19 protein-coding genes, 1 pseudogene and 1 riboswitch are annotated in these 25,882 nt (G+C 71.6%); of the genes and pseudogenes, 10 read left to right on the forward strand and 10 right to left on the reverse strand.

Annotation, left to right across the window (positions count from 1 at the left end; translation table 11 throughout):
• Positions 1 to 358: 358 nt before the first annotated feature.
• Both EDD32_RS06970 and EDD32_RS06975 read left to right on the forward strand, forming a co-directional pair.
• Positions 359 to 1,279, forward strand: a complete 921-nt coding sequence (locus tag EDD32_RS06970; protein ID WP_123916154.1) for an HNH endonuclease — start codon at positions 359 to 361, stop codon at positions 1,277 to 1,279.
• Positions 1,280 to 1,641: 362 nt separating this feature from the next.
• Positions 1,642 to 2,886, forward strand: coding sequence for a DNA sulfur modification protein DndB (locus tag EDD32_RS06975; RefSeq protein WP_170175241.1), 1,245 nt, complete (start codon positions 1,642 to 1,644; stop codon positions 2,884 to 2,886).
• Positions 2,887 to 2,908: 22 nt separating this feature from the next.
• Here EDD32_RS06975 and EDD32_RS06980 read toward each other — a convergent pair whose 3' ends face one another.
• A complete protein-coding gene (locus tag EDD32_RS06980) occupies positions 2,909 to 5,242 on the reverse strand; it encodes a HelD family protein (RefSeq protein WP_123916158.1) in 2,334 nt (777 codons plus the stop codon).
• Positions 5,243 to 5,362: 120 nt separating this feature from the next.
• Positions 5,363 to 6,610: an IS256 family transposase gene (locus EDD32_RS06985; RefSeq protein ID WP_123916160.1), complete on the reverse strand. Its 1,248-nt coding sequence runs from the start codon at positions 6,608 to 6,610 to the stop codon at positions 5,363 to 5,365.
• 777 nt (positions 6,611 to 7,387) lie between these two features.
• Between EDD32_RS06985 and EDD32_RS06990 the strand changes: the two genes are divergently transcribed.
• Positions 7,388 to 8,056, forward strand: a complete 669-nt coding sequence (locus EDD32_RS06990) for a slipin family protein (RefSeq protein ID WP_123916162.1) — start codon at positions 7,388 to 7,390, stop codon at positions 8,054 to 8,056.
• A 57-nt stretch (positions 8,057 to 8,113) separates the two neighbouring features.
• Here EDD32_RS06990 and EDD32_RS06995 read toward each other — a convergent pair whose 3' ends face one another.
• From EDD32_RS06995 to EDD32_RS07030, 8 genes are all read right to left on the reverse strand, one after another.
• Entirely contained in the window at positions 8,114 to 8,608 is a 495-nt protein-coding gene (locus EDD32_RS06995) for a hemerythrin domain-containing protein (RefSeq protein ID WP_123916163.1), read from the reverse strand.
• A 17-nt stretch (positions 8,609 to 8,625) separates the two neighbouring features.
• Positions 8,626 to 9,888, reverse strand: a complete 1,263-nt coding sequence (locus EDD32_RS07000; RefSeq protein WP_123916165.1) for an NAD(P)/FAD-dependent oxidoreductase — start codon at positions 9,886 to 9,888, stop codon at positions 8,626 to 8,628.
• Entirely contained in the window at positions 9,885 to 10,934 is a 1,050-nt protein-coding gene (locus EDD32_RS07005) for a saccharopine dehydrogenase NADP-binding domain-containing protein (RefSeq protein WP_123916167.1), read from the reverse strand. The genes EDD32_RS07000 and EDD32_RS07005 overlap by 4 nt, the downstream gene beginning before the upstream one ends.
• Before the next feature lie 189 nt (positions 10,935 to 11,123).
• Positions 11,124 to 12,119, reverse strand: a complete 996-nt coding sequence (locus EDD32_RS07010) for a uroporphyrinogen decarboxylase family protein (RefSeq protein WP_123916169.1) — start codon at positions 12,117 to 12,119, stop codon at positions 11,124 to 11,126.
• Positions 12,116 to 12,925 carry an ABC transporter permease gene (locus EDD32_RS07015; protein ID WP_211338757.1) on the reverse strand — a complete coding sequence of 270 codons (810 nt, stop codon included), beginning with the start codon at positions 12,923 to 12,925 and terminating at the stop codon, positions 12,116 to 12,118. Before EDD32_RS07015 ends, EDD32_RS07010 begins: the two co-directional genes overlap by 4 nt.
• Positions 12,915 to 13,814: an ABC transporter permease gene (locus EDD32_RS07020; protein ID WP_123916171.1), complete on the reverse strand. Its 900-nt coding sequence runs from the start codon at positions 13,812 to 13,814 to the stop codon at positions 12,915 to 12,917. The genes EDD32_RS07015 and EDD32_RS07020 overlap by 11 nt, the downstream gene beginning before the upstream one ends.
• The gene (locus EDD32_RS07025) at positions 13,811 to 14,890 is read right to left on the reverse strand and encodes an ABC transporter ATP-binding protein (RefSeq protein ID WP_123916173.1); all 1,080 of its coding nucleotides are present in this window, start codon (positions 14,888 to 14,890) and stop codon (positions 13,811 to 13,813) included. The genes EDD32_RS07020 and EDD32_RS07025 overlap by 4 nt, the downstream gene beginning before the upstream one ends.
• Positions 14,883 to 16,013 (reverse strand): ABC transporter substrate-binding protein, encoded by a 1,131-nt coding sequence (locus EDD32_RS07030; protein ID WP_170175242.1) that lies wholly within the window; start codon positions 16,011 to 16,013, stop codon positions 14,883 to 14,885. Before EDD32_RS07030 ends, EDD32_RS07025 begins: the two co-directional genes overlap by 8 nt.
• Before the next feature lie 187 nt (positions 16,014 to 16,200).
• Between EDD32_RS07030 and EDD32_RS07035 the strand changes: the two genes are divergently transcribed.
• The 7 genes and pseudogenes from EDD32_RS07035 (at position 16,201) to EDD32_RS07065 (ending at position 25,882) form a co-directional block, all read left to right on the forward strand.
• Complete coding sequence (locus tag EDD32_RS07035) at positions 16,201 to 18,294, forward strand: hydantoinase/oxoprolinase family protein (RefSeq protein ID WP_211338758.1); 2,094 nt, start codon at positions 16,201 to 16,203, stop codon at positions 18,292 to 18,294.
• Complete coding sequence (locus tag EDD32_RS07040) at positions 18,291 to 20,270, forward strand: hydantoinase B/oxoprolinase family protein (RefSeq protein WP_123916179.1); 1,980 nt, start codon at positions 18,291 to 18,293, stop codon at positions 20,268 to 20,270. The genes EDD32_RS07035 and EDD32_RS07040 overlap by 4 nt, the downstream gene beginning before the upstream one ends.
• 166 nt (positions 20,271 to 20,436) lie before the next feature.
• A pseudogene (locus tag EDD32_RS07045) lies at positions 20,437 to 21,605 on the forward strand (IS30 family transposase).
• Positions 21,606 to 21,736: 131 nt separating this feature from the next.
• A riboswitch (TPP riboswitch) is annotated at positions 21,737 to 21,844 on the forward strand.
• Between the two features lie 51 nt (positions 21,845 to 21,895).
• On the forward strand, positions 21,896 to 22,603 hold the full coding sequence (locus EDD32_RS07050; protein WP_123916181.1) for a YkoF family thiamine/hydroxymethylpyrimidine-binding protein: 708 nt from the start codon (positions 21,896 to 21,898) through the stop codon (positions 22,601 to 22,603).
• Between the two features lie 11 nt (positions 22,604 to 22,614).
• Positions 22,615 to 23,217: an ECF transporter S component gene (locus tag EDD32_RS07055; RefSeq protein WP_123916183.1), complete on the forward strand. Its 603-nt coding sequence runs from the start codon at positions 22,615 to 22,617 to the stop codon at positions 23,215 to 23,217.
• Entirely contained in the window at positions 23,214 to 25,085 is a 1,872-nt protein-coding gene (locus tag EDD32_RS07060) for an ABC transporter ATP-binding protein (protein ID WP_170175243.1), read from the forward strand. The genes EDD32_RS07055 and EDD32_RS07060 overlap by 4 nt, the downstream gene beginning before the upstream one ends.
• Positions 25,082 to 25,882, forward strand: a complete 801-nt coding sequence (locus EDD32_RS07065) for an energy-coupling factor transporter transmembrane component T family protein (protein ID WP_123916187.1) — start codon at positions 25,082 to 25,084, stop codon at positions 25,880 to 25,882. Before EDD32_RS07060 ends, EDD32_RS07065 begins: the two co-directional genes overlap by 4 nt.

Raw genomic sequence — 25,882 nt, forward strand, 5'->3', positions numbered from 1 at the left:
GCGTTCGACTCCACGGACTACGCGATCGGCTACCGGCAGATCCGCTGGCCCGGGGAGACGCGGGAGCCGACCGGCGTGAATCGGCCGTTCGCACCCCCAACGAAGCCGCGGGAATGCCATGGCTTCAGCGTCGAGAACTGTGTGCCGCTGATCGCGCAGGCGCTTGCGGACGTCGGCTGCCGGTGAGGCTTCTGAGCTGGCAGGTCCACTGTCGCAACCTGGTATCAACGTAGGCGCTGCGAGGCAGTGATCGACTACGGAGGTGAGAGGACCTTGTCCGCGAGCGTCGGGCAATTGGCCTCTCGGCTCAGGAAAATTCTACGGCTGCTCCGGCTAAGCTTCCCCTCAGGAGGCTGGCATGTCGGAATCAGTGATCGAACGCGAACTTGCCGCACGTCTCGCGGCCATCGACTGGTTAACGCGCCAGCGTGCTGCAGGCGTCGAATATTGGACGCACGCGGATCTCTCACTCTTCACATTTGACGGTACGCGGATTCCATTGATGGACCGCCAGCGGGGGATACGAAAGCCAGCGGGCTTTGATGCGGCACTCGCCATACGAACCGTATTTCGACCTGAGGGGGCCATGCGCCCCTACGAGGACGGGATGGGCGCGGACGGGCTATTGCGATACAGATGGCGAGGCAGCGACCCGAACCACCCAGAGAACCGCGCTCTCCGGAAGGCGATGGAACGTCAGGTTCCGATTATCTGGTTCGAAGGCTTTGCTCCCGCCCTCTATACGGCCATTGCACCGGTCTACTTGCTGGCTGAGGAGCCTGAGCGGCAGCAGTTTGTTGTGGCGCTCGGAGAGGATCAGTTGGTCCTCGATGTCGGAGGGGAGGTCAATTCGCGGCGCAAGCGTTATGTCGAAACCATGACGAAACGCCGATTGCACCAGCCGCTCTTTCGGGCGGGTGTTATGCATGCGTATGAGACAAGATGTGCTATTTGTGCGTTCCGCCACGGAAACCTACTCGACGCGGCTCACATCACTCCTGATTCGACCGAGGATGGAGTTCCGGCGACATCCAACGGTTTGGCCCTCTGCAAGATTCACCACGGGGCCTACGATGCCAACATCATGGGTATCCGTCCGGACCTGGTCATCGAGGTGCGCCCGGACATTCTCGAAGAGATAGATGGCCCGATGCTGAAGCATGGCATTCAGGCACTCCACGGCGAAAAGCTCATGATGGTCCCCCGGTCGCGGAGGGAGAGGCCTGATGAGGTTCGGCTGGAAGCCCGGTACCAGCAATTTCGAACTGCGCCGGTATAACCCTTTAACATTAGAATGTCCAGGAGACGTCCAAAGAGCCAGCGGGGAGTCTGTGACGCACGTGGAGTGCCGATTGAGTCCGCGCACTTCCGCTTTCCCGAATCCGAAATGGCGGAAGGTCGCGACCTGACGCCGAAATAGGCTTCTCATACCTCTGATGGAAGCCTTGTGACCCTCAACCCATGCTCGCAGGGCTCGGCGACGAGGCTATCACCATCTTGGTGGTCCCGCGGAGGTTGCCCGGGACGGATAGTTAACCCGGTAGCAAGAGAAGACCGTGACGGTCAGCGTACGGAACAGCGCCGTCGCGGCGAGTTCTGCGATGATCAGTGGCACCCGAGAGAAACGACAGAGGCGATCACGTGAACGAGCCGCAACATGGTACGAGCCAGTATCCCGCCTACCGCTTTGACCGAGGTGGCGTAAGTGTCTACGTCGTCGCCATGCCCATTCGTGCGGTGTCCCTGCACCTCCCTATTCCGGATCCGACGGAACCGTTTCAGGGAAACCGAAGGGTGGACGGTGCGCACGCTGAGGGTTTTGCCCAGTACTGGAAGCAGAATGAGCGGTGGGCGGCTCCGCCGCTTCTGCTCGATTCCCGAGTCAGTCTGCGCAAGTGGTTCGCGGTTAACCACACCACGGGCGGTGTTGCGCATGGAGTGCTGACGGTGCCGGACACGTCGGTCGATGCGATCAAGATCCTTGACGGTCAGCACCGTATCCTTGGGTGGAGCATCGCGGTGGAGCAGATTGAGGCCGAGTACTCCACGGCCCGGCGGTTGGCCGATCAGGCGCTTCGTGCAGGGGAGGCCCGGAGGATTCGCGAAGCCGAGACTCGGTTGGAGCGGGCCGAGCAGGCTCGGAACCGGCTGCGGCATGAGCACGTGACGGTCGAGATCTACGAGAAAATCGACGAGGTAGAGCACGGTCAGTTCTTCTCGGACATCGCCATCAACGCCAAGGGCATCAACAAGTCGGTTCTGGCAAGCCTCGACCAGCGCGACATCGTCAACCGAGTCGCGTCCGACCTTGCCGAGAGCCAACCCCTCCTGAAGGGCCTCGTGGACTTCGAGAAGGACCGGATGACCGTCAAGAGTGAGTCGTTCATCTCGGCCAAGAACTTGGGTGATGTCATCCGCGCCGCCGCGATCGGACCAGAGTCCCGCGCCACTCAACGACGCGAGGAGCGAATGCGGGCGGCCGACGTCAGTGTCGTGAGTGTTCAGTTCCTTGAGGTGCTCGAGGCGGAGATCGGCGACGTTCGGCGGCTCGCAGCCGGCGACGTCACGCCATCGGAGATCCGGGCGCGGAGCCTCATCGCCTCGCCAACGATCTTGAGGTGTTTGGCGGGAGCGTTCAGGGAGCTTGCGGTCTCGGAAGTCGAACGTGACCGTCCGCAAGTGGACCCTGAGGGCGTTGCCGTCTTCCGTCGGCTTCTCGGATCTCTCGACAGGCGGCTGGGATTCCCGATCGAGAAGCTCTGGTTTAGCACCGGGCACTTTCCAACGGAGTCCAGCAAGGCGCCCTCGTCGCGCGTACAGGACATTCGAGGTCTGACCAACACGCTAGTGATGTGGGGTCAGTTCGGCGTACCTCCCCGGACGTAGCGCGTGCGGCCCCTGGAGGTGGTCACGGCTCCGATCTCATCTGCTCAAGTGCCCTTTCGAGCACCGCACGCCACAGGTGCGGCGCGACCGTGTCCTTCAGGTCGTCTAGTACATCCTCGGCGTGGCGGTCGATGGTGCGCGCACGCCGGCTGGCCCGGTCGCCGGCGGCCACATCGCTGAAGGAATCTGTTGGCGCAGGCCGGGTGTCGTCGGCGGTCACCGGCAGCGAGTGCTCTGGCGAGGAGATCGAGACATCATCGATTGAGCCGTTGCCGTTAATGCTCCGCTCGGCCGACGGGCCGTCGTCGTCGAGATCCAGTTCCCCCGTGATCGGAACCGCGACACTCTCCGTCACGGGCTGCGAGGTACCGCCGAGTACCTCGGGCAGGTGCCCAGCAGGGTGGACGATGTTGAGGTAGTGAGTGGTCCGGGTCACCGCGATGTAGAGCATTCGGAATCCCTCGGGCCCCGCCTCGATGATCCGCTCGGGGTCGGCGATCACAATCGCGTCGAACTCCAGGCCCTTCGCCGCGACCGGACTGACGACGTTGATGGACTGGCTGAGCCCGCCGCGGTCCGCGTCGTTCCACTTCACACCCTCGCGATCTAAGAGCTCTTCGAGGTCTTGGCGGCGGGAGTCGGGGCAGATGACGCCGACGAATCGACCCACACCGCTGTGCGCCTTGACGACTTCAAGGACTGCCGCGTCAAAGTCCTCTTCGAGGTCGACCGAACGGAACTGCGGGCCGGGCGCTACGTCCCGGACGACCACCGGGGGAGTGATTCCCGGGGCAGCTTGGGTAAGGACGTCTGCAGCGAGGTCCATGACGGATCGAGGGACGCGATAACCGTGCGAGAGCTCAACGATTTCCGCCTCATATTTCCGCTCCAATTCGTCGACGACGTCGTCCCAGGAGTTGCGGGCCCAGTTCCCCGTCGACTGTGCGATGTCACCGACGACAGTCATCGAGCCCCCCGAAGAACGATTCGCGATCGCCTTGAGTTGCATCGGAGTGAGGTCCTGAGCTTCGTCGACCACGATGTGGTGGTACGTCTCCGTCGCACCGGACATTTCGCTCTGAACGGCGTCGAGTAGGACGAGGTCCTCCTTCGACCACGACTCCTCTGAGATCCGCGAGGCGGACTGGCGCCTCAGGAGTTGGATCTCTTCGCTTCCGAAGGCACGGGGAGCGGCAGCGACGAGGCGTTCGAGGCTGCCGAAGAGCTCGGACAGGAACTGCGGTGGTGTTAGGCGCGGCCAGACCCGCTCGACAAAGTTCTCGATGTCGGCCGCTCGGAGGAGCTCTTGCGGGTCGCGGCCGAGCCGGGTGCCGTCGTTGTCGAATCCACGACGGACGAGCACGCCGAGGCGGCTCATCAGGGCGGTGCGGAACCGAGCGCGACCGTTGTTGTAGTTCAACGGCAGCAGATTTTCGACAAGATCGTCGACGTCCTCCGGCGAGATCGATACCGCCCACGTGCGTCCCGTGACGGTAAACCGTGTGTCGTCCGCGGGACGCCGGACCCGGTTTCGCAGGCCGTTGAGGATGAGCTCGTCCATACGTCCGTCCCCCTTGAGCTTCGCGACGGCGGGCTCCTCTTTTCGAGTGACGCTGACGGTGACCGAGAGCATCCCCTGGAGATCGGTCTGATTGACGTTCTCGTCGCCGAGTTCGGGGAGCACCTGCCTGATGTAGCGCGTGAAGGTCGGGTTGGGGCCTACCACTAGGACGTCCCTGGGGTCCAACTGGTCGCTGTAGGTAAACAGCAGGTAGGAGACGCGATGGAGGGCCACAGCCGTCTTGCCTGTGCCAGGTCCGCCCTGGATTACGAGGAGACGCTCGAGCGGCGTCCGTATGAGCTTGCTCTGGGCGGCCTGGATCGTCTGGACAATCTGCTGAAGCTCGGGCGTCCGACCACGACCGAGTGCCTCTTGGAGGAGTTCGTCTCCCTCGATGACCGCAAGCGCCGGGTCGTCAAGGCTGGCGATCCTGCTCGCGAGCTCCGCGAAGACCACGTCATCAATGTTGATGATCCGGTTCTCGTTGATGGCTGTGGTGAAGTCACGCCGGCTACGGACATTGCTCGGATTCTCGGCGGTCGCCTCACGCATCCGCATGATGAGTGGAGCTTTCCAGGCGAAGACCTTGACCTGTCGCTTGGAATCGGTAATTGCGTGTTGCCCGACGTAGTACTCGGTGCCGTCATCCTGGATGAGCTTGGTGAAGGCGACCGCGTCCGTCGGCTTCCCGAGGGTGGAGTCGGAGTCAGCATTCTTCTTCAGAGCCGCCCGTGCCTTGGCGTCAGCGGCCTGCATGAATGCTGACTGCCGTGAGTGCCGCTTTTCCTCCCGCAACCGCAGAGCTTCGTCGAAGTAGTCCTGCTCGTGCTGAAGTTCTGGGTGCGCGTCAGTGCGCTCGATGGGTCAAGTCCTCTGGGGTGGTGTACGGGTTCGGCGTGATTCCTTCGTGGGGTGTTAGGCGCTGATGGCGCCGGCGATGGCGGGGTCCTCCTGTTCGGTCTCGGTGGTGGTGATGAGGCTCAGGCGGGCTTTGGCGAGGGCGTCGAGGCCGAAGTAGCGGCGGCCTTCGGCCCATTCGTCGTGCTGCTCGGCGAGCACGGCCCCGACGAGGCGGATGATGCTGGTGCGGTCGGGGAAGATGCCGACGACGTCGGTGCGGCGGCGGATCTCGCGGTTGAGGCGCTCGTTGGGGTTGTTGGACCAGATCTGGCGCCACAGGGCCTTGGGGAAGCCGGTGAAGGCCAGGATGTCGCCGCGGGCGTCGTCGAGGTGGGCGTGGACGTCGGGCAGCTGGGTCTCGACGGCGTCGAGGAGCTTGTCGAACTGGGCCTGGACGGCGGGGGCGTCGACCTGGTCGTAGACCGAGTGCAGCATGGCCTTCACGGCCGGCCAGGACGCCTTGGGGCACTTGGCCATGAGGTTCGCCGCGTAGTGCGTGCGGCACCGCTGCCACGCCGCCCCGGGCAGGGTCGCCCCGATGGCCTCGACCAGGCCGGCGTGGGCGTCGGACGTCACGAGCTTGACCCCGGTCAGGCCCCGGGCGACGAGGTCACGGAAGAACGCCAGCCACCCCGCCCCGGACTCGGCCGTGGCGACCTGGACACCGAGGACCTCGCGGTGGCCGTCGGCGTTGACGCCGGTGGCGACCAGGACGGCGACCTTGACCACCCGGCCACCCTCGCGGACCCGCATCGTGAGCGCGTCCGCGGCGAGGAACGTGTACGGGCCGGCGTCCAGCGGCCGGGTGCGGAAGTCCTCGACCTGGGCGTCGAGGTCCTTGGCCATCTGTGAGACCTGGGACCTGCTCAGCCCGGTGATCCCCAGGGTCTGGACGAGCTTGTCCATCCGCCGGGTGGAGACGCCCAGGAGGTAGCAGGTCGCCACCACGCTGGTCAGGGCCGCCTCGGCGCGGCGGCGCCGCTCGAGGAGCCAGTCGGGGAAGTAGGACCCGGTGCGCAGCTTCGGGATCGCGACGTCGATGGTCCCGGCGCGGGTGTCGAAGTCGCGGTGGCGGTAGCCGTTGCGCCGGTTGGTGCGCTCGTCCGAGACCTGCCCCCACGCTGCACCACACACGGCGTCGGCGTCGGCGGAGAGCAGGGCGTTGATGAACGTGGTGAGCAGCTGGCGCAGCAGGTCCGGGGACGCCTGGGCAAGGTGGTCCTGGAGAATCCGGGCAGGGTCGATACTGGAAGGAGCGGTCATCGCAGTCGGTCCTTTTCGAGAGTGCTGTGGAAGGTTCACTCGAAGGATCACGCGGTGACCGCACTCGTCTACGACGACACGCTCACCGAGCTACCGGTACACCACTCTGCTGGACGCAACTGCTCGATGAGGGTCATTGGGAGTTCTCTCGGGAGGTCAGTGGCTGTTTCGGTAAGTGTAGGTCTGGCCACCCAGATTTCAGCCCAGAGCGGCTGCTATCCAGCGCCGTTCGACACCGGGCTCGGCTGTCGACCACTCCCACCCACCTGTGTCGCCCAGTTCACATCCGGCGCCCGTGGTCCTCGCCTGGGAAGCCGCTGTGGGCAACGAGAATGTCTGCGAGGTCGATGACGGATGGACTTGTCCGCGGGGCGGCGCGCTGGATGCATGCTGGCATGCGGGACGTTTGAGAGAGATGTCGCCACCAGGCGCGCTGGCGCGCCGTAGTGATTAGCCCCGCTCCTTAAGGTGATGCGGGCTGGAATTCCCTGGCGCCGCCGTCGCTCGTGCTGCCACGATGACCATCCCGGTCAGCAAGCAGCCGGTCCGGCTTGCCGGGCACCGGTCCTGCGTGTCGGCGACCGGGGCCATCTGTCTGCGGAACAGATCCGGCACGGTGCGATGAGCACCTGGGGTTCAACTCCCCGAAGGACGCCGCCGTCCGGGCCATCACGGCCGGGTGCCAGCGGGCCTGCACTGCCAACGCGGAGCGCCGGTCCCCGTACCCGGCCGTGCCGGCCGGCGGCGTTCACCACGCACACGAGAGGAGGAAGGAAGATGTCGCTGTTCACCGTCACGGTGCCCGCGCGGCACTGCGCGGTCGTCTACCGGCACGGCCGGCTCGACCGCGTGCTCGAGAGCGGGCGGCACCCGCGTGGCTGGGCCACGCGCCGGTTGCTCGTCGACCTGCGCGACCACCTCCTGCCCCTCTCGCCGCAGGAGGTGCCCACCGCCGACGGCATCACCGTCAAGGTCAGCGCCGTCGTGCGGTGGGCGGTGGCCGACGCGGTGGTCTTCGTCGAGCGCGCTGCCGACCCGGTCGGCCAGGTCTACCTCGCCGCCCAGGTCGGGATCCGCGAGGTGCTCGGCGGACTCGCCGTCGAGGACCTCGTGCGGCGGGGTGCGTCGCTGCCGGTCGCCGAGCTCACCGCCGCGACGGACGCTGTCGCACGCACGGTGGGGATCGCCGTCGCTGAGGTCGTGGTCAAGGACGTGATCCTTCCTGCCGAGCTGCGGGCCGCGGCGACCGAGCTGGCCACGGCTCGACAGCGTGGGCAGGCGGTCCTGGAGCAGGCGCGCGCTGAGACCGCCGCGCTGCGGTCCATGGCGAACGGGGCCGCGCTGCTCGACGCCCACCCGGCGCTGGCGCAGCTGCGGCTGGTGCAGGCGGCGCCGATGGGCTCGACCGTGGTCCTGCACGTCGGCGACGCGAGCACGTCCACGTGACCGCGCAGTCGCCCGGATCCGCTCCGCGGGTCCGGGCGGCTGTTCAGTGGTGGTTGCTCAATGGCCGTGGCCGTGGCCGTGGTGGCTCCCGTGCCCGTGGGCCATCAGCTCGGCCAGCGAGATCGTGGGCTCCTCGACCAGCAGGGGCAGGATGTGCTCGTTCTCCTTGGCCTGGTGGCTGGAGAATGTTTCGAACACCGCCCGCCCGTAGGCGCCCGCGGCGGCGGGGTCCTGCGTGCGTGCGGCCAGGTCGGCGAACCGCCGGATCAGGACGTGCTCGGCGAGCATGGCCGCGATGAGCAGCCGTCCCTCCGGCAGGTTCGCGGCCGCCGGGTAGGTGGTCGCCTCCTCCTGCTCGGCATGGGGGACGAGCGTGGTGCGGATCCACTCCGTCAGCTCGGCCCGCGCCGGCGCAGGGTCGGTCCCTGACTCGGCCGCATCGACGAGCGCGGCGCTGAGCCGGTCGAGGTCGGCCCGCATGAGCGCGTGGTGGCTCCGGATCTCCTCCGCGACGTACGCGTCCGCGGCGCGGCCGTCCGTCGTCTCGGTCATGGTGCCCTCCTGTCGGTCTACGAGAGGCTCACTTCCACCTTCGCCCGCAGGGGGTCGGCTTCGCGTGAGGCCGAGGTCCCGCGACGGGAGGTGAGGTCACCGAGCACGGCCAGCGCCCGGCGCCTGGAGGGCATGAACCGCAGGAAGAACACGAGCCGGAGCACCCAGGCGACCGCGCCGGTGAACCCCACGCCGTACAGCTCGGCCACCGAGCGGCCGAGCCCGAAGGACGCCGCACGGCCGAGCCCGCGGTAGGTGAACGGCCGCGTGGCGCGGCCGGCGATGGCCCGGGCGACGTTGTCACCGACGTGGGCTCCCGTCTTGATCGCCCACAGGGCGTTCGCCGGGACCGGCGCGTCGGTGCCCGGACGGACGACGCGTGCTGCGTCGCCGCCGGCCCAGACGTCGCCGGTCACCGACAGGTCGGGGGCGGTCACCAGCCGGCCCCGCTCGTCCTGGGTCGACCCGAGCCCGGGCAGCGGGACGGGCGCCTGCCCGACCGTGCCGAGCACGACCGCGGCGGGCAGGAACGTGCCGTCGTCGAGGTGGGCGCCGTCGGGGGTGACGGCGGTGAGCCGGGTCCCGGTGCGTACCACCACGCCGGCCCGGGCGAGCTCGCGCTCGGTCCGGGCGGCCAGGGCCGGCTGGTCGGCCCGCAGCTCCGGCACGATCCGCTCACCGGCGTGCACGAGGGTGACGGCGAGGGTGCCCCCGCCGAGGTCGGCGACGGCGGCGGCCATCTCCGCGCCCGCGAGCCCGCCGCCCGCGACGACCACCGAGGTGGCGGCCGGGTCCGCCGTCGAACCGGTGCTCCGGTCGTCGCGCGCGGTGCGGGCGAGGGCGTGCACGGCCTGGGTGAGCGCCGCGATGCCGCCCGGTGCGCGCAGCGTGTACCCGTGCTCGCGCAGCCCCGGGACGCCGTCGACCGGCTCCTGCGCACCGGTCCCGACGACGAGGTGGTCGAACCAGAGCAGCTCCACGACGCCGTCGGCGATGTGCTCGTACGTGACGGACCGTGCCACCGGGTCGACGGCGAGCACCCTGGCGTGGACGAACCGGGCCAGAGGACACGCCTCCTGCAGTGGCGTCCGGGTGCGCTCGTAGGGCAGGAGCCCGGCCAGCACCTCGCCGGTGAAGCCGTGGAAGCTGTGGGCGTCGTCGGCGCTGACGACGACGATCTCCACCCGGCCCTCCCGCACCTCGCGGCCCAGCCGCCGCACGAGCGAGCGGTAGGCGTGCACCGTGACGTACCCGCCGCCCAGGAGCACCACCCGCATCATGCCGTCACCGCCGTCGCCCGGGCGGGCACCAGGGGCGCCCCGAACGAGGTCGGCGCCGCGGGCCGGAAGCCGAGGTGCCCCTGGTCGGCCGCGACGTCGCGGATGTGGTCCACCTGCTCGAGCGTGGGGGTCCCGATCGCGAAGTGACCGGCGTGCCCGGTCAGGGCCAGCAGCGCCGTCTCGGCGAAGCAGGCGTAGGCGCGACCGTCGGGCAGCCCGATGTCCCCGCCGACCAGGCGCAGCGTGGGGATCTCCACGATGCCGCCGTCGACGACGAGGACGTCGGGCCGGGCCTCGGCCAGTCCGGGAGCGGTGTTCCGCGGCTGGGTGGCGTCCAGGACGACGGCGCCCGGAGCCAGGTGGTGAGGCTGGAGCAGCGCGTCGGTGGACGCGGTGAGCAGGACGACGAGGTCCGCCTCGGCGACGACCGCGAGGTCGGTGGCCGTGACGGTCGGAACGGTGGGCCGGACGGCGTCGGCCAGCGCCGTCAGGCGGGCGGTGGAGCGCGCCACGAGGGTGAGCCGGTGCGCGGCACCGTCGCGGGCGAGCAGGCGCGTGACAGCCGAGCCGACGCTGCCGGTCGCCCCGACCACGGCCACGTGCCGGCCGCCGCGGGTGGCCAGGTCGAGCAGGTCCCGGACCTGGGCGTCGACGGTGGCGGCGGTGAACGCGTTGCCGTTGGTCACGCCGATGTCGTCCCGGGCGCGCAGGGCGAGGCCGCCGCCGGTCACGGTCGCGGTCAGCGCGCCGAGCCCGACGACGTCGGCGCCGAGCCGGACGGCGCGGTCCACGGCGCGGACCACCCGGCGCCGGCCCTCGACCGGGTCCGCCAGGAGGTGCCGGGCGCCGTAGGGCACGAGGAGCACGTGGCCGACGTCGTGGCCGCCGATGCGCACGCCCGCCATGCGCACCGGTGGGGGGTCGAGACGGCGCAGGGCAGTGTCGTAGAACCGCTCGGGCACCGCGGCGAGCGGGGACCACACCCGGCCGAGGTCCTCGGCGAGGGAGGTGCGCGGGTGGACGAGGAAGGCGAAGCTGGGACTCATGATGGCTGCTCCGGGGTCAGGGGACCTGCTGACCCTGAGGAGGTGCCCGCGGCCGCGGTGATACCGCCGCGTCGCGCCCGTTGCTGCGGTGATGGCGCCGTGCCGCACCAGCGCGTCTTGCCGAGGAGGACGTCAGGCAGGTCCGCACGGTCTCTTCGGCGAGCCAGGATGGTCCCGCCCTGCGGGCCGTCAGGCCGACGGCAGGGACCGGACCGTGTCCGCGAACGTGTGCAGGTTTCCCACCGGCGCGGTGAGCGGGTACGAGCAGGACGTGGCCAGGGTCAGCCCTGCGCCGCCGGCCGCCCACGCTGCACGCACGCCGGCGGCCACCTCCGCCGGGCCTCCACGTGCCAGGGCGCCGTGCTGGTCGAGCCCGCCGATGACCGCCTTCCCGGTCAGCTCCCTGCCCTCGGCGAGACCGGGACCGCCCTCTGACGTGTGCTCCCAGCTCACCACGTTCACCGGCAGCTCCCGCGCGAGGGGCAGCAGCGGGAACGGCAGGTGGAAGTGGGCCACCCGCATCTGCGCCGGCTCGGCCGCCGCCATGACCGCCTGGTCCCACGGCAGGACGGCCTCGCGGTACTCCGTAAGCGAGAGCACGGCGGCGGAGGCAGGGAAGAGGGAGAAGTAGATCCCGTCAGCGCCCGCACCCAGGAGCGCCCGGACCAGGTCGACCGTCGTGCGGGTGACCGCGTCGAGCGCGCGGTCGACTGCCGACCGGTGCATCCGCAGATCTGCGACGAACCGCTCGCCCGCCAGGTAGCGGATCACGCTCAGCGGCGTGAAGACGGTGGGCAGGAGCGGGACGTCGGGGCCCAGCCTGTCCCGCAGGAGCCGGACGACCTCGACCTCCCGGCTGAGCGAGGGGGCGTCGGTGACGTCGATCGCCTCCAGGCGGAGCCAGTCCTCGGGCCCGGCGACCGGTCGGAAGGAGTAGTCGCGCACCCCCATGACGTCCCCGCGGTACTCGGTGCGCGCGCCCCACGCCTCGCTCATGAAAGAGGCGGACGGGGTGATCTTGAGAAGGTCGAGGCCGAGCGAGTCGTGGTGGGCGACCGCGGACCGGGCGTGGGCGGCGGCGTCCTGGTCGTCCACCGGCCAGTGCCGCCACAGGGTCATGGGCGGGCGGTCCGTCACCTCGCCCGCCAGCGCGGCGAGCACGCGTTCCCGGCCGGTGACGCTCACGTGCGCGTCCGCCCGATCTGCTGGCCGCGCGTGGCCAGGCCCGAGCGTTCGAGCGCCAGCACGGCGACGACGGCGAGCACGATGACCACCGTGGCCGCCGCGGCGACGGAGGGGTTCGCGGCGAACTGGACGTTGGTGTAGATCCGCATGGCGAGCGTGGTGGTGCTCGGACCGGCGATGAACAGGGTGATGGCGAGCTCGCCGAACGCCAGGACTGCGGTGAAGGTGGCACCGGCGAGGACACCGGGCAGAACGTGCGGCAGGACGACCGTCCGCAGCCGTCGCCACCGGCTCGCCCCGAGGCTCTCCGCCGCCACCTCGAGATCGGGGTCGAGGGTCTCCAGCGAGGCCGCGACGGTGCGGGCCACGTACGGCACGCCCACCAGCACGTACGCCGCCAGCAGGCCCGTGACCGAGCCGACGAGCCGGAAGGCGGTGAGGTAGTAGAGGAACGCCAGTCCCATGAGGACCTCGGCGACCATGAGCGGCGAGAGCATGAAGAGGGCGAGCGCGCCCCGTCCGGGGTACTCCCACCGGGTGATGGCGTAGCCGGCGAACGTCCCGAGGACGGTGGCGACCGGGGTGGCGACCGCCGTGAGCCAGAGGCTGAGCTGGAAGGAGCTGAGCCAGGCCCGGTCGGACAGGATCGCCTCGTACCACCGCAGGGAGATCCCCGTGGGCGGGAAGGTGAGGAAGCTGCCGGGGTTCACCGAGGCGCCGGCCACGACCACCAGGGGGGTGAGGAGGAAGACGAGGACGAGGATCCCGGCCGCGCGGGTGAGAACGACGAAGGCCCTATCGCGCACCGACGCCTCCCAGCCGTCGAAGCCAGGCGAACAGGGCCAGCAGGACGGCGGTCCCAGCCGCCGTGACCACGGCCAGCGTGAACCCCAGTGCCGACGCCGTCGGGTAGTCACCGAGCTGGAAGATCGTCTGGTAGACGCGGATGCCCAGGAAGGGCACCGTGTCGCCGCCGACCACGAGCGGGGTGACGTAGATGCCCATGGCGAGCACGAACACGAGCGTGGCCGCGACCGTCACGGAGGGCAGCGACAGGGGCAGGGTGACCCGGAAGAAGGTCCGGGCGGCCCCGGCCCCCAGGCTGGTCGACGCCGTCTCGAGGTCACGCGGCACGGCGGCGACGCCTGGGGCGATCGTCAGCGCCGCGAAGGGCAGGAGCACGTGCGTGGTGGCCACGAACGCCGCCGGGGTGTTGTAGAGCATCTGCGGCGCCGCCGAACCGGCGATCGTCTCCCACAGCGACGCCACCGCCCCGTTGGGGGCCAGGAGCACCAGCCAGCCGTAGCTGCGCACGATGACGCTCGTCAGCAGCGGGGAGAGCACCGCGATGAGGACGACCGCGCGGGTCCAGCGAGAGCGGGCCCGGGCGAGCGGGACGGCCATGAGATAACCGCCGACGACGGCGGTGACCATGACGAGCAGGGCCAGCACCAGGGTCTCCCAGATGGCGTCGACGTAGTACCCGCTCGTCCAGACCGTGCGGTAGTGGGCAAGTGTGAGCCGGCCGTCGTCGTCCTGGACGCTCGCCGCGACCAGCCGGACGAGGGGCCCGACGAACGCGACGAGCAGGAAGAGCGCGGGCGGCACCGCGGCGACCAGCGCCAGCCGCTTCCGCGCCCTGGCGCGGACGTTGGCCTCGGCCGGACCGCGCACCCCGGCCGGTGCGGCGCTCACCGGCTGCCGACCACGATGACGTCGTCGGGGTGCCAGCTCAGGCCGACGCGCTCCCCCTCGTCGGCGGCCCCGTCCAGCCGCGGCGGACCGGAGGCGTGCACCACACGTCCGCCGTCCAGCCGGACCCGGTAGCGCCACGCGGAGCCGAGGAACGCGGACTGCTCGACGGTGCCTGCGAGGCCGCCTGCCTCGACCGTGCCCACCCGGACGCGGTCGGTGCGCAGGACCACCGTCACCGGCCCCTCGGGGAGGTCCTCCCCTGGGATCGGGAAGGTGAGGTCAGGCGCCTCGAGGACGGTCGTGCCGCCGTCGCCGTGAACGGCCCGGCCGTCGACGACGTTGCCGCCGCCGAGGAAGTCGGCGACGAAGGGCGTGCGTGGGCGGTGGTACAGCGCCGCCGGGGAGCCGACCTGCTCGACGACACCGGCGTTGAGCAGGATCAACCGGTCGGAGATCGTCATGGCCTCCTCCTGGTCGTGGGTGACGAAGAGGGTGGTCACCCCCACCCGCCGCTGGAGGTTGTGGAGCTCCTCGCGCATCTCGAGGCGGAGCTTGGCGTCGAGGTTGGACAGCGGCTCGTCCATCAGCAGGACGCTCGGGCTGACGGCGAGCGCGCGGGCGATCGCCACCCGCTGCTGCTGGCCGCCGGAGAGCTCGGCCGGACGGCGGGCGCCGAGGCTCTCGAGACCGACCAGGGCGAGCATCTCCCGCGCCCGCTCGTCTCGCTCGGGCTTCCGCACCCCTCGGCTGGCGAGGCCGTAGGCCACGTTGTCGGTCACGCTCAGGTGCGGGAAGAGCGCGTAGTTCTGGAAGACGAAGCCGAGGTCCCGCCGGGCCGGCGGGACCCGGACGAGGTCGCGGCCGCCCATCTCGATCCGACCCGCACCGGCGGGCACGAAACCGGCGATCGTCTTGAGCAGCGTGGTCTTCCCGCAGCCGCTCGGCCCGAGGATGCTGACGAACTCACCCTCGGCGACCTCGAGGGAGACGTCCTTCAGCACCGGGGTGTCCCCGTAGCCGACGGTCAGCCCGTCGACCCGGAGGAACGGTTCGGGGGTCTTGGCCCCCTCAGCCACCGAAGATCTCGTTCCAGCGGTTCTGCCAGTCGGTGAGGTTCGGCGTGAGCGTGGCGTAGTCGACGAAGACGTAGCTGTCGAAGGTCTCCAGGTCCGCGCTCACCGCACCCTCGAACGCCGCCGGGAACTCGGTCGTGACGTTCGACGTCGGGTACCACATCGCCTCGGCGAACTCGGCCTGTGCCCCCGGGTCGAGGAGGCTGTCGAGGAAGGCGTAGCTGGCGTCCTTGTCCGGGGCGTTGGCCGGGACGTAGAAGGTGGTCACGGCCGCGGTCGCGCCGGACTCGGGGTACGCGAACGCGATGTTCGGGTCCTCCTGGGCGAGCGCTGCGGCGCGCCCGTCCCACCAGGGGGCGAGCCAGGCGGACCCCTGCTGCAGTGCCGTCTGGACGCCGACCGCGTTGTTGGGGGTCACCGAGACGGCCGGGGCCAGCTCCTCCAGGCGGCCGAACGCGGCGTCGACGGCCGCCGGGTCGTCCAGCGTGCCGCCCTCCTCGTGCACCAGGCCCGCGAACCACTGGGCGCCGGCCTGGAAGGTCAGCGGGAGGGCCGCGACGTGGCCGGCGTACTCCGGGTCCCACATGTCCGACCAGGCGGTGGGCGGGGTCTCGACGAGGTCCTTGCGGTAGGCGATCCCCAGCCCACCGGCGGAGAACGGCACGCCGTACTGCTCGCCGTCCTGCTCGAACGCCTCGGCGAGGGAGGGTGCGACGTCGTCCCAGTTGCTCAGGCGCGAGGTGTCGATCGGCTCCACGAGCCCCTCCTCGACCGCCTGGATCTGCTGCTCGGGCAGCAGGATCATGACGTCGAAGGGTGCGTCCCCGCCCTGGGAGGCACGGAGCTGGGCGAACCACGTCGCGTTGTCGCCGAGCGCGACCTCGACGGCTCCGCCCGTCTCCTCCTCGAACGCGGCGACCGCGCCGGCCTGGACCGCGGCCGCCCACGGGTCGCCGTACAGGGTGACCGTGACGTCGCCGCCCGCCTGCGGCGCGTCGCCCGTGGTCGTCTCCTCGGCCGGCTCGGACCCGCCGTCGGCGCCCCCGTCCGTGGTGGGTGCCGCGCAGCCGGCCAGGGCGAGGGCGAGCGCCGTTCCGGCCAGAGCGAGGGTGCGCACGTGCTTCATGGGGGCTCCTTGCGGATGGCGGAGACGAGGCTCCGGTCGGGGTACGTCGACCCATCCCACCCCGACGGCCCGATCCCGCGCCACCGCGACGGGGGTCGTTCCCGGATCGCGAGACGGCATCTCGACAGGCAGGAGGCCCGCCACCGGGGCGCGGGTAGGGTGACCCGGCGGCGAAGGGGGAGTGCTGGTGCGAGACATCCGGATCGGGATCGACGTCGGTGGCACGTTCACCGACTTCGCGGTCGTGGGCCAACGCGCCGACGGCACGACGGGCGTGCTCGAGCACAAGACCCCCAGCACGCCCGACGAGCCCGCCCGTGCGGTGGTCACCGGGCTGGAGGAGCTGGTCGCGCAGGGCATCGACCTCGCGCAGGTCCGGGCGGTCGCCCACGGGACGACCATCGGCCTGAACGCGATCATCCAGCGCTCGGGTGCCCGCGTGACGCTCGTGGTGTCCGCGGGGCACCGCGACCTGCTCGAGATCGGTCGGGCGCGGATGCCGCGCTCCTTCGACCTGCACGCGACGCCGGAGGTCTCGCCCGTCCCCCGCGACCGGGTGGTCGAGATCGCCGCCCGCCTGGGGTTCGACGGTGTACCGGTGGCGGCACCGGACCGCGACGAGCTCGACCGGGTGGCCCGGGACGTACGCGCCACCGAGCCGGACGTCGTCGCCCTCGTCCTGGTCGGCGGCTTCGTCGACCCGGCGTTCGAGCGCGAGGTGGCCCGGGGGCTCCGAGCCCGGCTGGACGGCCTGGAGGTCGTGGCGGCCGCGGCCACCTGGCCCGAGATCCGGGAGTACGAGCGCGGTCTGGTCGCCGTTCTCGAGGCCTACATCCACCCGCTCATGACCGGGTACCTCACCGACCTCCAGGAGCGGCTGTCGCGCCTCGGGCTGACCGCCCCCCTGTACATCACCGGCTCGAACGGCGGCACGCTCTCGGTGGCGGCCGCGCTGAGACGGCCCCTGGAGACCGTGCTGTCCGGCCCGGCCTCCGGCGTCACCGCCGCCGCCCGGACGCTCGGGGCCGGCGGCCGGGCGGTCACCTTCGACATGGGCGGCACGAGCAGCGACATCGCCGTCGTCCTCCAGGGCCGCGGTGCGCTGACGACGGGGTCCCACGTCGGTGGTCTCCCGCTGATCCTGCCCGTCGTCGACGTCAACGCCATCGGCGCCGGCGGCGGCTCCATCGCCTGGATCGACACCGCCGGGGGGTCGGCCGCGCTGCGGGTGGGCCCCCGCAGCGCCGGCGCCGTCCCCGGGCCGGCGTGCTACGGGCTCGGCGGTGTCGACGCCACGATCACCGACGCGTATCTCGTCTCGGGGTTCATCGCCCCGGAGCACTTCCTCCACGGCGAGGTCCCGCTCTTCCGGCACCGGGCGGTCGAGGCGCTCGCCGGCGTCGCCGACGACCTGGGTCTGCCGGGCCGCGCCGACGAGGACGAGCGGGCGGTGGCGGCCGCCGACGCCGTGCTGCGCGTCGCGACGGCGCAGATGGCCACCGAGCTGCGCAAGCGCCTGGCCGAACGCGGTCACGAGGCGGCGGACCTCACCCTCGTGCCCTTCGGTGGGGCCGGTCCCACGCACGCCGCGCTCCTGGCGGAGGAGGTCGGGGTCACCGAGATCCTCGTCCCGGGCGCGGCGGCGACGTACTGCGCCCTCGGCGCCGCCGTGGCGCCGCTGCGGAGCGACTTCGCCCGGAGCCTGCGGCGGCCGCTGACGGAGGCCACGTTCCGCGACGTCCGTCAGGTCCTGGACGACCTGCTCGTGCGGGCCCGAGCGTGGATCGTGGACAACGGGGCACCCGTCGAGGCGTCCGTCGCCCGGGTCACGGCCGACATGCGGTACCTCGGGCAGGCCTACGAGATCACCGTCCCGCTGACGGAGGGCCCGCTCGAGGATGCGGTCGAGCTGACGACGGCGCAGGTCGTCGCAGCGTTCGGGGCCGAGCACGAGCGGCTCTACGACTTCTCCGACCCGACGGCGACCATCGAGGTCGCCACCGTGCGGCTCGCCGTCGTCGGGCCGGAGCCGGTGCTCCCGGAACGGCGGCGGGGCGCGGCCGACGGCACCGGCGCCGCCGCCGAGCGACGGCCCCTGAGGTGGTACGGACGCTGGCACGAGACCGCGGTGGTGGAGCGCTCCGTGATCGGGGTGGGCGGAGCGGCCGTCGCCGGCCCGGCGCTCGTCGAGCAGGGCGACACCACCGTCGTGGTCCCACCCGGGTGGGCCGCGGCAGCGGACGAGGCGGGAAACCTGCGCCTGCGGAAGGACACGCCATGACGCTCACGAACGTCGACCTCGGCATCGTCGCGGCCAAGCTCGCTGCCGTCTCGGAGGAGATGTGCCTGACGCTGCAGCGGACCAGCCGGTCCCTCTACGTCAAGGAGACCGCCGACTTCTGCTGCGCCGTCGCCGGCCCGGACGGACGGTTCGTCGCCTACCCCAAGGCCATCGGCGTGTCCGGCTTCGTCGGGCTCGACGTCCTCGAGACCGTCCGGGCCGCCGAGGTGGCCGGACCGCTCGAACCGGGAGACGTCGTCGTCGCCAACGACCCGTACCGCACGGGCGGTCTCGCCACCCACCTGCCGGACATCCAGATGGTCGCGCCCTACTTCCTCGACGGCGAGGTGGTCGCCTACGGGTGGGCGTTCATCCACTGCTCCGACATCGGCGGCCGCGTGCCGTCGTCGGTCTCTCCGTTCAACGACTCGATCTTCGCCGAGGGGCTGCGCATCCCGCCGGTTCGCCTGGTGCGCGGCGGGACGACTGTGCCGGACGTCGAGGCGCTCCTCCTTGCCAACACGCGTACGCCCGAGGCGAACCGCGGAGACCTCCAGGCCATGGTCAGCGCCCTGGCCACGGGGCGACGCCGGGTCGGCGAGGTCGCCGCACAGCACGGCCGCGCCGCCGTGCTGGAGGGCGGGGAGAGCGCCGTGGCGAGGACCCGCGAGCGCGCCCGCGAGGCGCTGCGGTCGCTGACCGACGGCACCTACCGGTTCGTCGACCTCCTCGACAACGACGCCGTCTCACCGGTGCCGGTGCGGATCTCGGTGACGGTCACCGTGGACGACGGGCGCATCCACATCGACTTCACCGGCACCGACCCGCAGGTGGCAGCGGCGTTCAACATCGCCTCCTTCGGCCGGCCGCACGCCTGGCTGACCACGCGCGTGCTCGCGCTCATCGGCACCATCGACCCCGACCTCGCTCTCAATGGCGGGCTCATGGACCTCATCAGCATCACCGCGCCGCCCGGGAGCGTGGTCAACGCCGTCGAGCCGGCCGCCGTCGGGGTCCGGCACGCCACCGCCTCCCGGGTCAACGACGCCCTGTCCGGGGCGCTCATCCAGGCGGCTCCGCGCATCGTTCCGGCGGCCAGCAGCGGCGTCGTCATCCCGGTGGTCCTGGCCGAGGAGACGGGCGCGGGGCAGAACGTCCAGGTGGTCGAGCCCATGGTCGGTGGCACCGGGGGACGCTACGGCGGCGATGGGGTCGACGGCCGCGACGCCGGGATCTCCAACCTCTCGAACAACCCCGTCGAGACTGTCGAGGCCGAGCTCGGCGCCCGGATCCTGCGGTACGGGCTGCGGCCCGACTCCGGTGGCCCTGGCACCTGGCGCGGCGGCATGGGGCTCGAGCTCGTGTTCCGGGTGGACGGGACCAGCTCCCTCCTGGCCCGTGGCCTGGAGCGGCAGGTCTTCGCGCCCTGGGGGGCGATGGGCGGGTCCCCGGGGCTGACGGCGGAGATCGTCATCAACGAGGGGACCGACCGAGCCGTGCGGGTCCGCACGGTCGACGTGCTGCCGCTCGACCCCGGCGATGTCGTGACCATCCGGACCCCCGGTGGTGGCGGGTACGGCGATCCGTTCGAGCGTGACGTCGCCGCCGTGCTCGACGACGTCCGCCGGGGGCTCGTGACACCTGAGCGCGCGCGCGCAGACTACGGGGTCGCCGTGACCGATGGCCTCACTCTCGACGAGACCGAGACCGCTCGCCTTCGCGAGGAGCGCCCGAGCACCGGCTCGGGGCGTGGACGCGCCCGTGAGCGCTGGGACGCCGTCTTCACCGAGGATCTCCACGACGCGCTCGTCGAGATGGTGGGCGCCCTTCCGGTCGGCCGCCGGAGCGCTCGCAAGATCGAGGTCGTCCGGGAGGTCCTCGCCGTCCTCCCGGCCGGCTTCCCCGGGGTCGACACGGGGGACGGGGAGCTCGAGGCGGCACGACGCCGGCTCGGGGCGCTGCTCGGCGGGTCGTAGCCGGGGGCTCGTGAGCATCTGACGACGCCGCGCCGACAGGTTGGCGCGGCGGTGAGTCCCGGCGCCTCGATCGGACCGGGCCCCATCCGCTCGCCGAAGACAACGTCAGGAATGTCCTGGGTGGGTTCTCGTGGTGGATGCAACACCTTGAGAATCGAGGTGTCGTATGGGTTGTCGTCCTCCGGTCCGTCGTGAGGTGCAGCGGGAGTTCTGGCGTTTGGTGGCCGGGGGTGTCTCGACGGCGGCGGCCGGGGAGGCGGTCGGGGCGAGCCTGACGTTGGCGCACCGGTGGTTCCGTGATGCTGGCGGAATGGCACCGATGTCGCTGGCAGACCCCACGGGCCGCTACCTCTCCTTCGAGGAGCGGGAGGTCATCTCCCTCGAGCACGCCGGCGGTGTCTCGGCCCGAGGGATCGGTCTGCTCCTGGGCCGTTCCCCCTCGACGATCACCCGCGAGCTGGCTCGTAACGTCGGCGCCCGGCAGACCGGCTACCGCGCCTCTCGCGCCCACGCCAAGGCCGCGGAGCGGGCCCGGCGGCCCAAGCCGTCGAAGGTCGAGACGAACGAGGCGCTGCGCGCCTACGTCCAGGCCAAGCTGGCCGAGGACTTCTCCCCGGAGCAGATCAGTCACCGCCTGCGCGTGGACTTCCCTGAGGATGAGTCCATGCGCATCGGCCACGAGGCGGTCTACCGCTCGCTCTATCTCCAGACCCACGGCGCGCTGACCCGTGAGCTGACCAAACACCTGCGCACCGGCCGGTACCTGCGTCAACCACGCAAGCGCCTCGACGGGCGCACCAACCGGTCCTTCATCACCGAGGACATCCACATCAGCGCCCGACCGCCCGAGGCGGCGGACCGGGCCGTGCCCGGGCACTGGGAGGGCGACCTGATCGTCGGCCACGACAACGGCTCCGCGATCGGCACGCTCGTCGAGCGCACGACCGGGTTCACCATGCTGCTGCACCTACCCGTGAACCACGCGGCACCGACCGTTGCCAGCGCCCTGGCGGCCAAGATCCAGACCCTGCCCAAGGCGCTGCGGGCCTCCCTGACCTGGGACCAGGGCATCGAGATGTCCAAGCACGAGCTCGTCACCGCCGAGACGGGGCTGCAGATCTACTTCTGCGACCCCCACTCGCCGTGGCAGCGCGGGACGAACGAGAACACCAACGGCCTGCTGCGCCAGTACTTCCCCAAGGGCGGCGACCTCTCGGTCTTCCCGCCCGACTACCTCGACTACATCGCCGCCAAGCTCAACGCCCACCACGCAAACGCCTACAGTGGCGAACACCGGCCGAAGCCATGGACAAGTTCCTCACCGAGGCCACCTGACCAGCAGTGTTGCAACCACCACGAGAATTCACCCTGACATTGTCTTCCGCCTGTTGTTCTCACGCCGGGTTGCGATGGGTCTCGCTCTGCGGGCGGGCGTTGGCGCCGGTCACCGGCCCGGGCTAGCGTGAGGGCAACCCCCGGGGAGCGCCGAACGGCGCTGAGAGTGCGGAGAGTCCGCAGACCCGTTTACCTGATCCGGTTCGTACCGGCGTAGGGAGCAGGGCACCTGCCCCACGTGTATACGTGGGCGGGTCTCGACGTACCCGCGGGCCCGAGAAGGGACCGTGATGAGCACCCAGACCGACCGCACCACCACCGCACCGGCACCGGCCGACGCGCCCGCACCGGCCGATGCACCCGCACCGGCGGCCACGCCCGACGCGCTCGGCGTCGGGATGCGCCTGAGCCTCCACCCGCACACCGACGACTTCGTCGGGGTCATCCTCGGCGCGCTCGCCGACGTCGAGGCCGCCGGCCTCACCGCGGGCCTGGTCACCGAGACCGATGAGGTGAGCACCTACGTCGGCGCCCGCACCGCACCGGCCGAGCAGCGGCTGGCCGCGTACCTGACGGCGCTGGTCGCCGCGGCGTCGCGACGCTCGGGCGGCGGGCACGTGGTCGCCCACGTCCTGCTCTCCCGGGGCTGCCCGGGCGAGGTGAGCTGCGACCTCGCCGTCACCGGCCTGCCGGACGCCGAGCCCGTCGAGGTCGAGCCCACCGGCATCCGCGCGGCGGCCCAGTGGTCCCTGTACCCGCTCCTGGACGGCGGGTCCGACGGCGGCGACCACATGGCCCACATCGAGGGCGCGATCGCCGCCGCCCAGCGCCGCGGCGTCGCCGCGAGCCCGGCGCACTACGCCACGAGGCTCACCGGCGACGTCGCCGACGTCGTCGCGACCGCCGTCGACGCCTGGGCGCAGGTGGGCACCGAGGTGCCGCACGTCGTCACCCACCTGACGATCTCCGTGGGCTCGCCGAGCCCGGCGCAGGCGTGAGGGGGCCGACGATGAATGTCACCGCCGCCACCGCGACCACCCGCCGCTGGGCCATGAAGGACCTCGTCCTCATGGTGGTCCTCGGCGTCGTCTTCGGCTTCGTCTACTGGGCGCTCGTCCAGGCCTGGAACGGCCTGAGCATCCTCATGGGCCCTGCCGGGGACCTCGCCCAGCACGTCCTCCTCGGGGGCTGGCTCCTCGTCGCGCCCATCGCGATCGCCATCATCCGCCGGCCCGGCGCCGGGATCGCCGCCGAGATCCTCGCCTCGGTGGTCGAGGTCGTCTTCCTCGGCTCACCGGTCGGCCCCATGCTCGTGGTGGCCGCCGCCATCCAGGGCATCGGCTCCGAGCTGCCCTTCGCGCTCACCCGCTACAAGAGGTACACCTGGGGCGTCTTCGCCCTCTCCGGGCTGCTCGGCGCGGGCCTGGTGTTCTTCTTCTCCGCGTTCCGCTCCGGCTGGTACGGCCAGGACATCTTCGCGCTGCGCCTGGTCGTGCAGTGCCTCTCGGGCATCGTCCTGGGCGGTCTGCTGGCCAAGGTGGTCGTCGACGCCCTCGCCCGCACCGGCGTCGTGGACAACTTCGCGATCGACCGCGAGACGGTCCGGGCGTGACGAAGCCCCTGAGTGACCGCACAGCCCTGGAGGGCGTCGGTCGCACGTCCGCCGGGCCGCCCGATCCGGCGGAGGCGCTCGCGCCCGGTGGCGCGGCCGTCGCGCTCGACGACGTCTCCGTCTCCTTCCCGCGCCGGCCGGACCCGGTGCTGCGCGGGGTCTCCCTGCGACTCGCGCCGGGTGAGCACGTGATCGTGCTCGGCGCGTCCGGGTCGGGGAAGTCGACCGTGCTGCAGCTCATCACCGGCGTCGTGCCGCACTCGGTCGCCGCGGCGGTGGCCGGGCGGGTCGCCGTGGGATCGGGCTCGAGGTCGGGCGGCGGGACGGCGACGGCGGAGGCCACCGTCGTCGAGCGGTCCCGCCACCTGGGCGTGCTCGCGCAGGACCCCGCGGCCGCCGTCTGTCTGCCGCACGTGGAGCAGGAGCTCGCCCTGCCGCTGGAGAACCACGGCGCCGATCCGGCGACGATCGGCCCGTGCATCGCAGCGGCACTCGACGCGGTCGGGGCGACCGGGCTGCGCGGGCGGGCCACGGCGACGCTGTCCGGCGGGGAGTCGCAGCGGGTCGCACTCGCCGCGGCGCTCGTCACCGAGCCGGAGGTACTGCTCCTCGACGAGCCGACGTCGATGCTCGACCCGGCCGGGATCGCCGCCGTCCGCGAGGCGCTGGACGCGGCCACGCAGCGGTACCGGCCGGCGGTCGTGCTCGTCGAGCACCGGCTCGACGAGTGGGCGGGCGCCGAGGGCGTCGCCGGACTCCCGGGCCGGGCGCTGGCCCTGGCTGACGACGGCACCGTCCTCGCCGACGGCCCCACCGCCGCGGTGCTGGGGGACCACGCGTCAGCGCTGCACGCCGCGGGGTGCTGGCTGCCGCTCGAGACCGAGCTCCAGGCGCTCACCGGCGCCCCCGGCGGGCTCGGCGCGGCCGCCAACACCGCCCTGCTGACGGCGCTGGCCGAGCAGGCGGACGGGGTCGGGGAGGCCGGTGTGGAGGGCGGCGGCCCCGGAGCCGCAGCCGGTGCCGATGCCGGCGACGCCGTCGGAGATACCGCCGGAGACACCGCCGGAGGTGCCGGGCCGGTGCTGGCGGCCCGGTCCCTTGCCGTCGGGCGCGGGGACGGGACCCCCAGGCGGCGGGGTCGGAGCCGCCGGCCTGTCCTGGAACCGGCTCCGGTTCTCGCCGGGGTGGACCTCGAGGTCGGCGCGGGGGAGGTGGTCGCGATCCTCGGCGCCAACGGCGTCGGCAAGTCCACCCTGCTGCTCACGCTCGCCGGGTTGCTCGAGCCGCTCGCCGGCGAGGTCACCGGGGCGCGGCCGGGACTGGTCTTCCAGAACGCCGAGCACCAGTTCCTCGCCCACACCGTGCGGGAGGAGATCGCCCACGGCCTGCCCGCCGGCTCTGACGCGGTGGTGGCCCGCCGGCTGCGTCGGCACCGGCTCGATCACCTGGCCGAGCAGAACCCGTTCCGGCTCTCGGGCGGCGAGAAGCGTCGCCTCAGCCTCGCCGCCATGCTCGCCCACGACCGGCCGGCCCTCCTCGCCGACGAGCCGACCCTCGGCCTGGACCGCCGCGACGCCGTCGCGACCCTGGCCACCCTGCGCGACGCGGCCGCCGCGGGCTCCGCCGTCGTCCTGGCCAGTCACGACCTGCGCGCCGTCGCTGCGCTCGCGGACCGCGTGGTCCTGCTCGGCGACGGCGGGGTGCTCGCCGACGGCCCGACCGCGGCGGTCCTCGGCGACGCCGCGCTGCTCGCCCGTGCCGGTGTGCGGGTCCCGCCGCTGGTGGCCTGGCTGCTCGAGCACGTGTCTCCTCACGCGGTGGCGCACGTCCTGCGCGAGCTCGACGCCGCGGTCGGGGCCGGCCGATGAGCGCCTTCTCCGCGGCTCCGCCGGTGGACTCCGCGCTCGCCCGGCGGAACCCGACCGTCAAGCTGGCGCTCCTGACCATCGTCTCGCTCGTGGTGATGTTCGTCCTCGACCCGGTGACCCCGGCGGTGCTGTACGTGCTTGCGCTCGGGGGTGTCGTGGCATCGGCCCGGCTCACGCCACGCTCACTGGCCCTCGCGCACGTGCCGTTCGTCCTGTTCGCCGTCGGGGTGCTCACGGTCAACGCCCTCACCCGGCCCGGTGAGGTGCTGTGGCAGGCCGGGGCGCTGCGCGTGACGGTCGAGGGGCTGAGCGTCGGCGGCGCGCTGGCGGGGCGCACCCTGCTCATCGGGGTGCTGGCCATCGGGTTCCTGGCCTCCACCGACGGCGTCGCCCTCATGACGAGCCTGCACCACAACGCCCGGCTCGGCGCCCGGGTGACTTACGCCGTCCTCGCCGGGTACCGGATGCTCCAGGAGATGCCACGCGAGTGGGCGACCATCCGCCACGCCCACGCCGTCCGGGCCACGTTCGACGGCGGCCGGCCGCCGCGCGGCCCCCGGCACCTCGCCGGGGTCGCGTTCGCCCTGCTCGTGGTCTCGGTCCGCAAGGGCGAGCGGATGGCGCAGGCGCTGGAGTCGCGCGGGCTCGGGCTCGAGCCGCGGACGACGTGGCGGCCGGTGGTGGTCACACGCGCGGACCGGTGGTTCGCCGCCGGCGTGCTCGCGGTGGTGGCGGCCGTCATCGCGCTGAGCGGCGCGCTGGGATACCTGGAGGGGCCGGGCGCGCTGAACGGGTGA

Origin of the sequence: Georgenia muralis, assembly GCF_003814705.1 — a bacterium.
Taxonomy (GTDB): domain Bacteria; phylum Actinomycetota; class Actinomycetes; order Actinomycetales; family Actinomycetaceae; genus Georgenia; species Georgenia muralis.

Coding starts and splice junctions, on each gene's coding strand:
- EDD32_RS06970 (WP_123916154.1), top strand. CDS start 359: ATGTCGGAATCAGTGATCGAACGCGAACTTGCCGCACGTCTCGCGGCC.
- EDD32_RS06985 (WP_123916160.1), bottom strand. CDS start 6,610: ATGACCGCTCCTTCCAGTATCGACCCTGCCCGGATTCTCCAGGACCAC.
- EDD32_RS06990 (WP_123916162.1), top strand. CDS start 7,388: ATGTCGCTGTTCACCGTCACGGTGCCCGCGCGGCACTGCGCGGTCGTC.
- EDD32_RS06995 (WP_123916163.1), bottom strand. CDS start 8,608: ATGACCGAGACGACGGACGGCCGCGCCGCGGACGCGTACGTCGCGGAG.
- EDD32_RS07000 (WP_123916165.1), bottom strand. CDS start 9,888: ATGATGCGGGTGGTGCTCCTGGGCGGCGGGTACGTCACGGTGCACGCC.
- EDD32_RS07005 (WP_123916167.1), bottom strand. CDS start 10,934: ATGAGTCCCAGCTTCGCCTTCCTCGTCCACCCGCGCACCTCCCTCGCC.
- EDD32_RS07030 (WP_170175242.1), bottom strand. CDS start 16,013: ATGAAGCACGTGCGCACCCTCGCTCTGGCCGGAACGGCGCTCGCCCTC.
- EDD32_RS07040 (WP_123916179.1), top strand. CDS start 18,291: ATGACGCTCACGAACGTCGACCTCGGCATCGTCGCGGCCAAGCTCGCT.
- EDD32_RS07050 (WP_123916181.1), top strand. CDS start 21,896: ATGAGCACCCAGACCGACCGCACCACCACCGCACCGGCACCGGCCGAC.
- EDD32_RS07055 (WP_123916183.1), top strand. CDS start 22,615: ATGAATGTCACCGCCGCCACCGCGACCACCCGCCGCTGGGCCATGAAG.
- EDD32_RS07065 (WP_123916187.1), top strand. CDS start 25,082: ATGAGCGCCTTCTCCGCGGCTCCGCCGGTGGACTCCGCGCTCGCCCGG.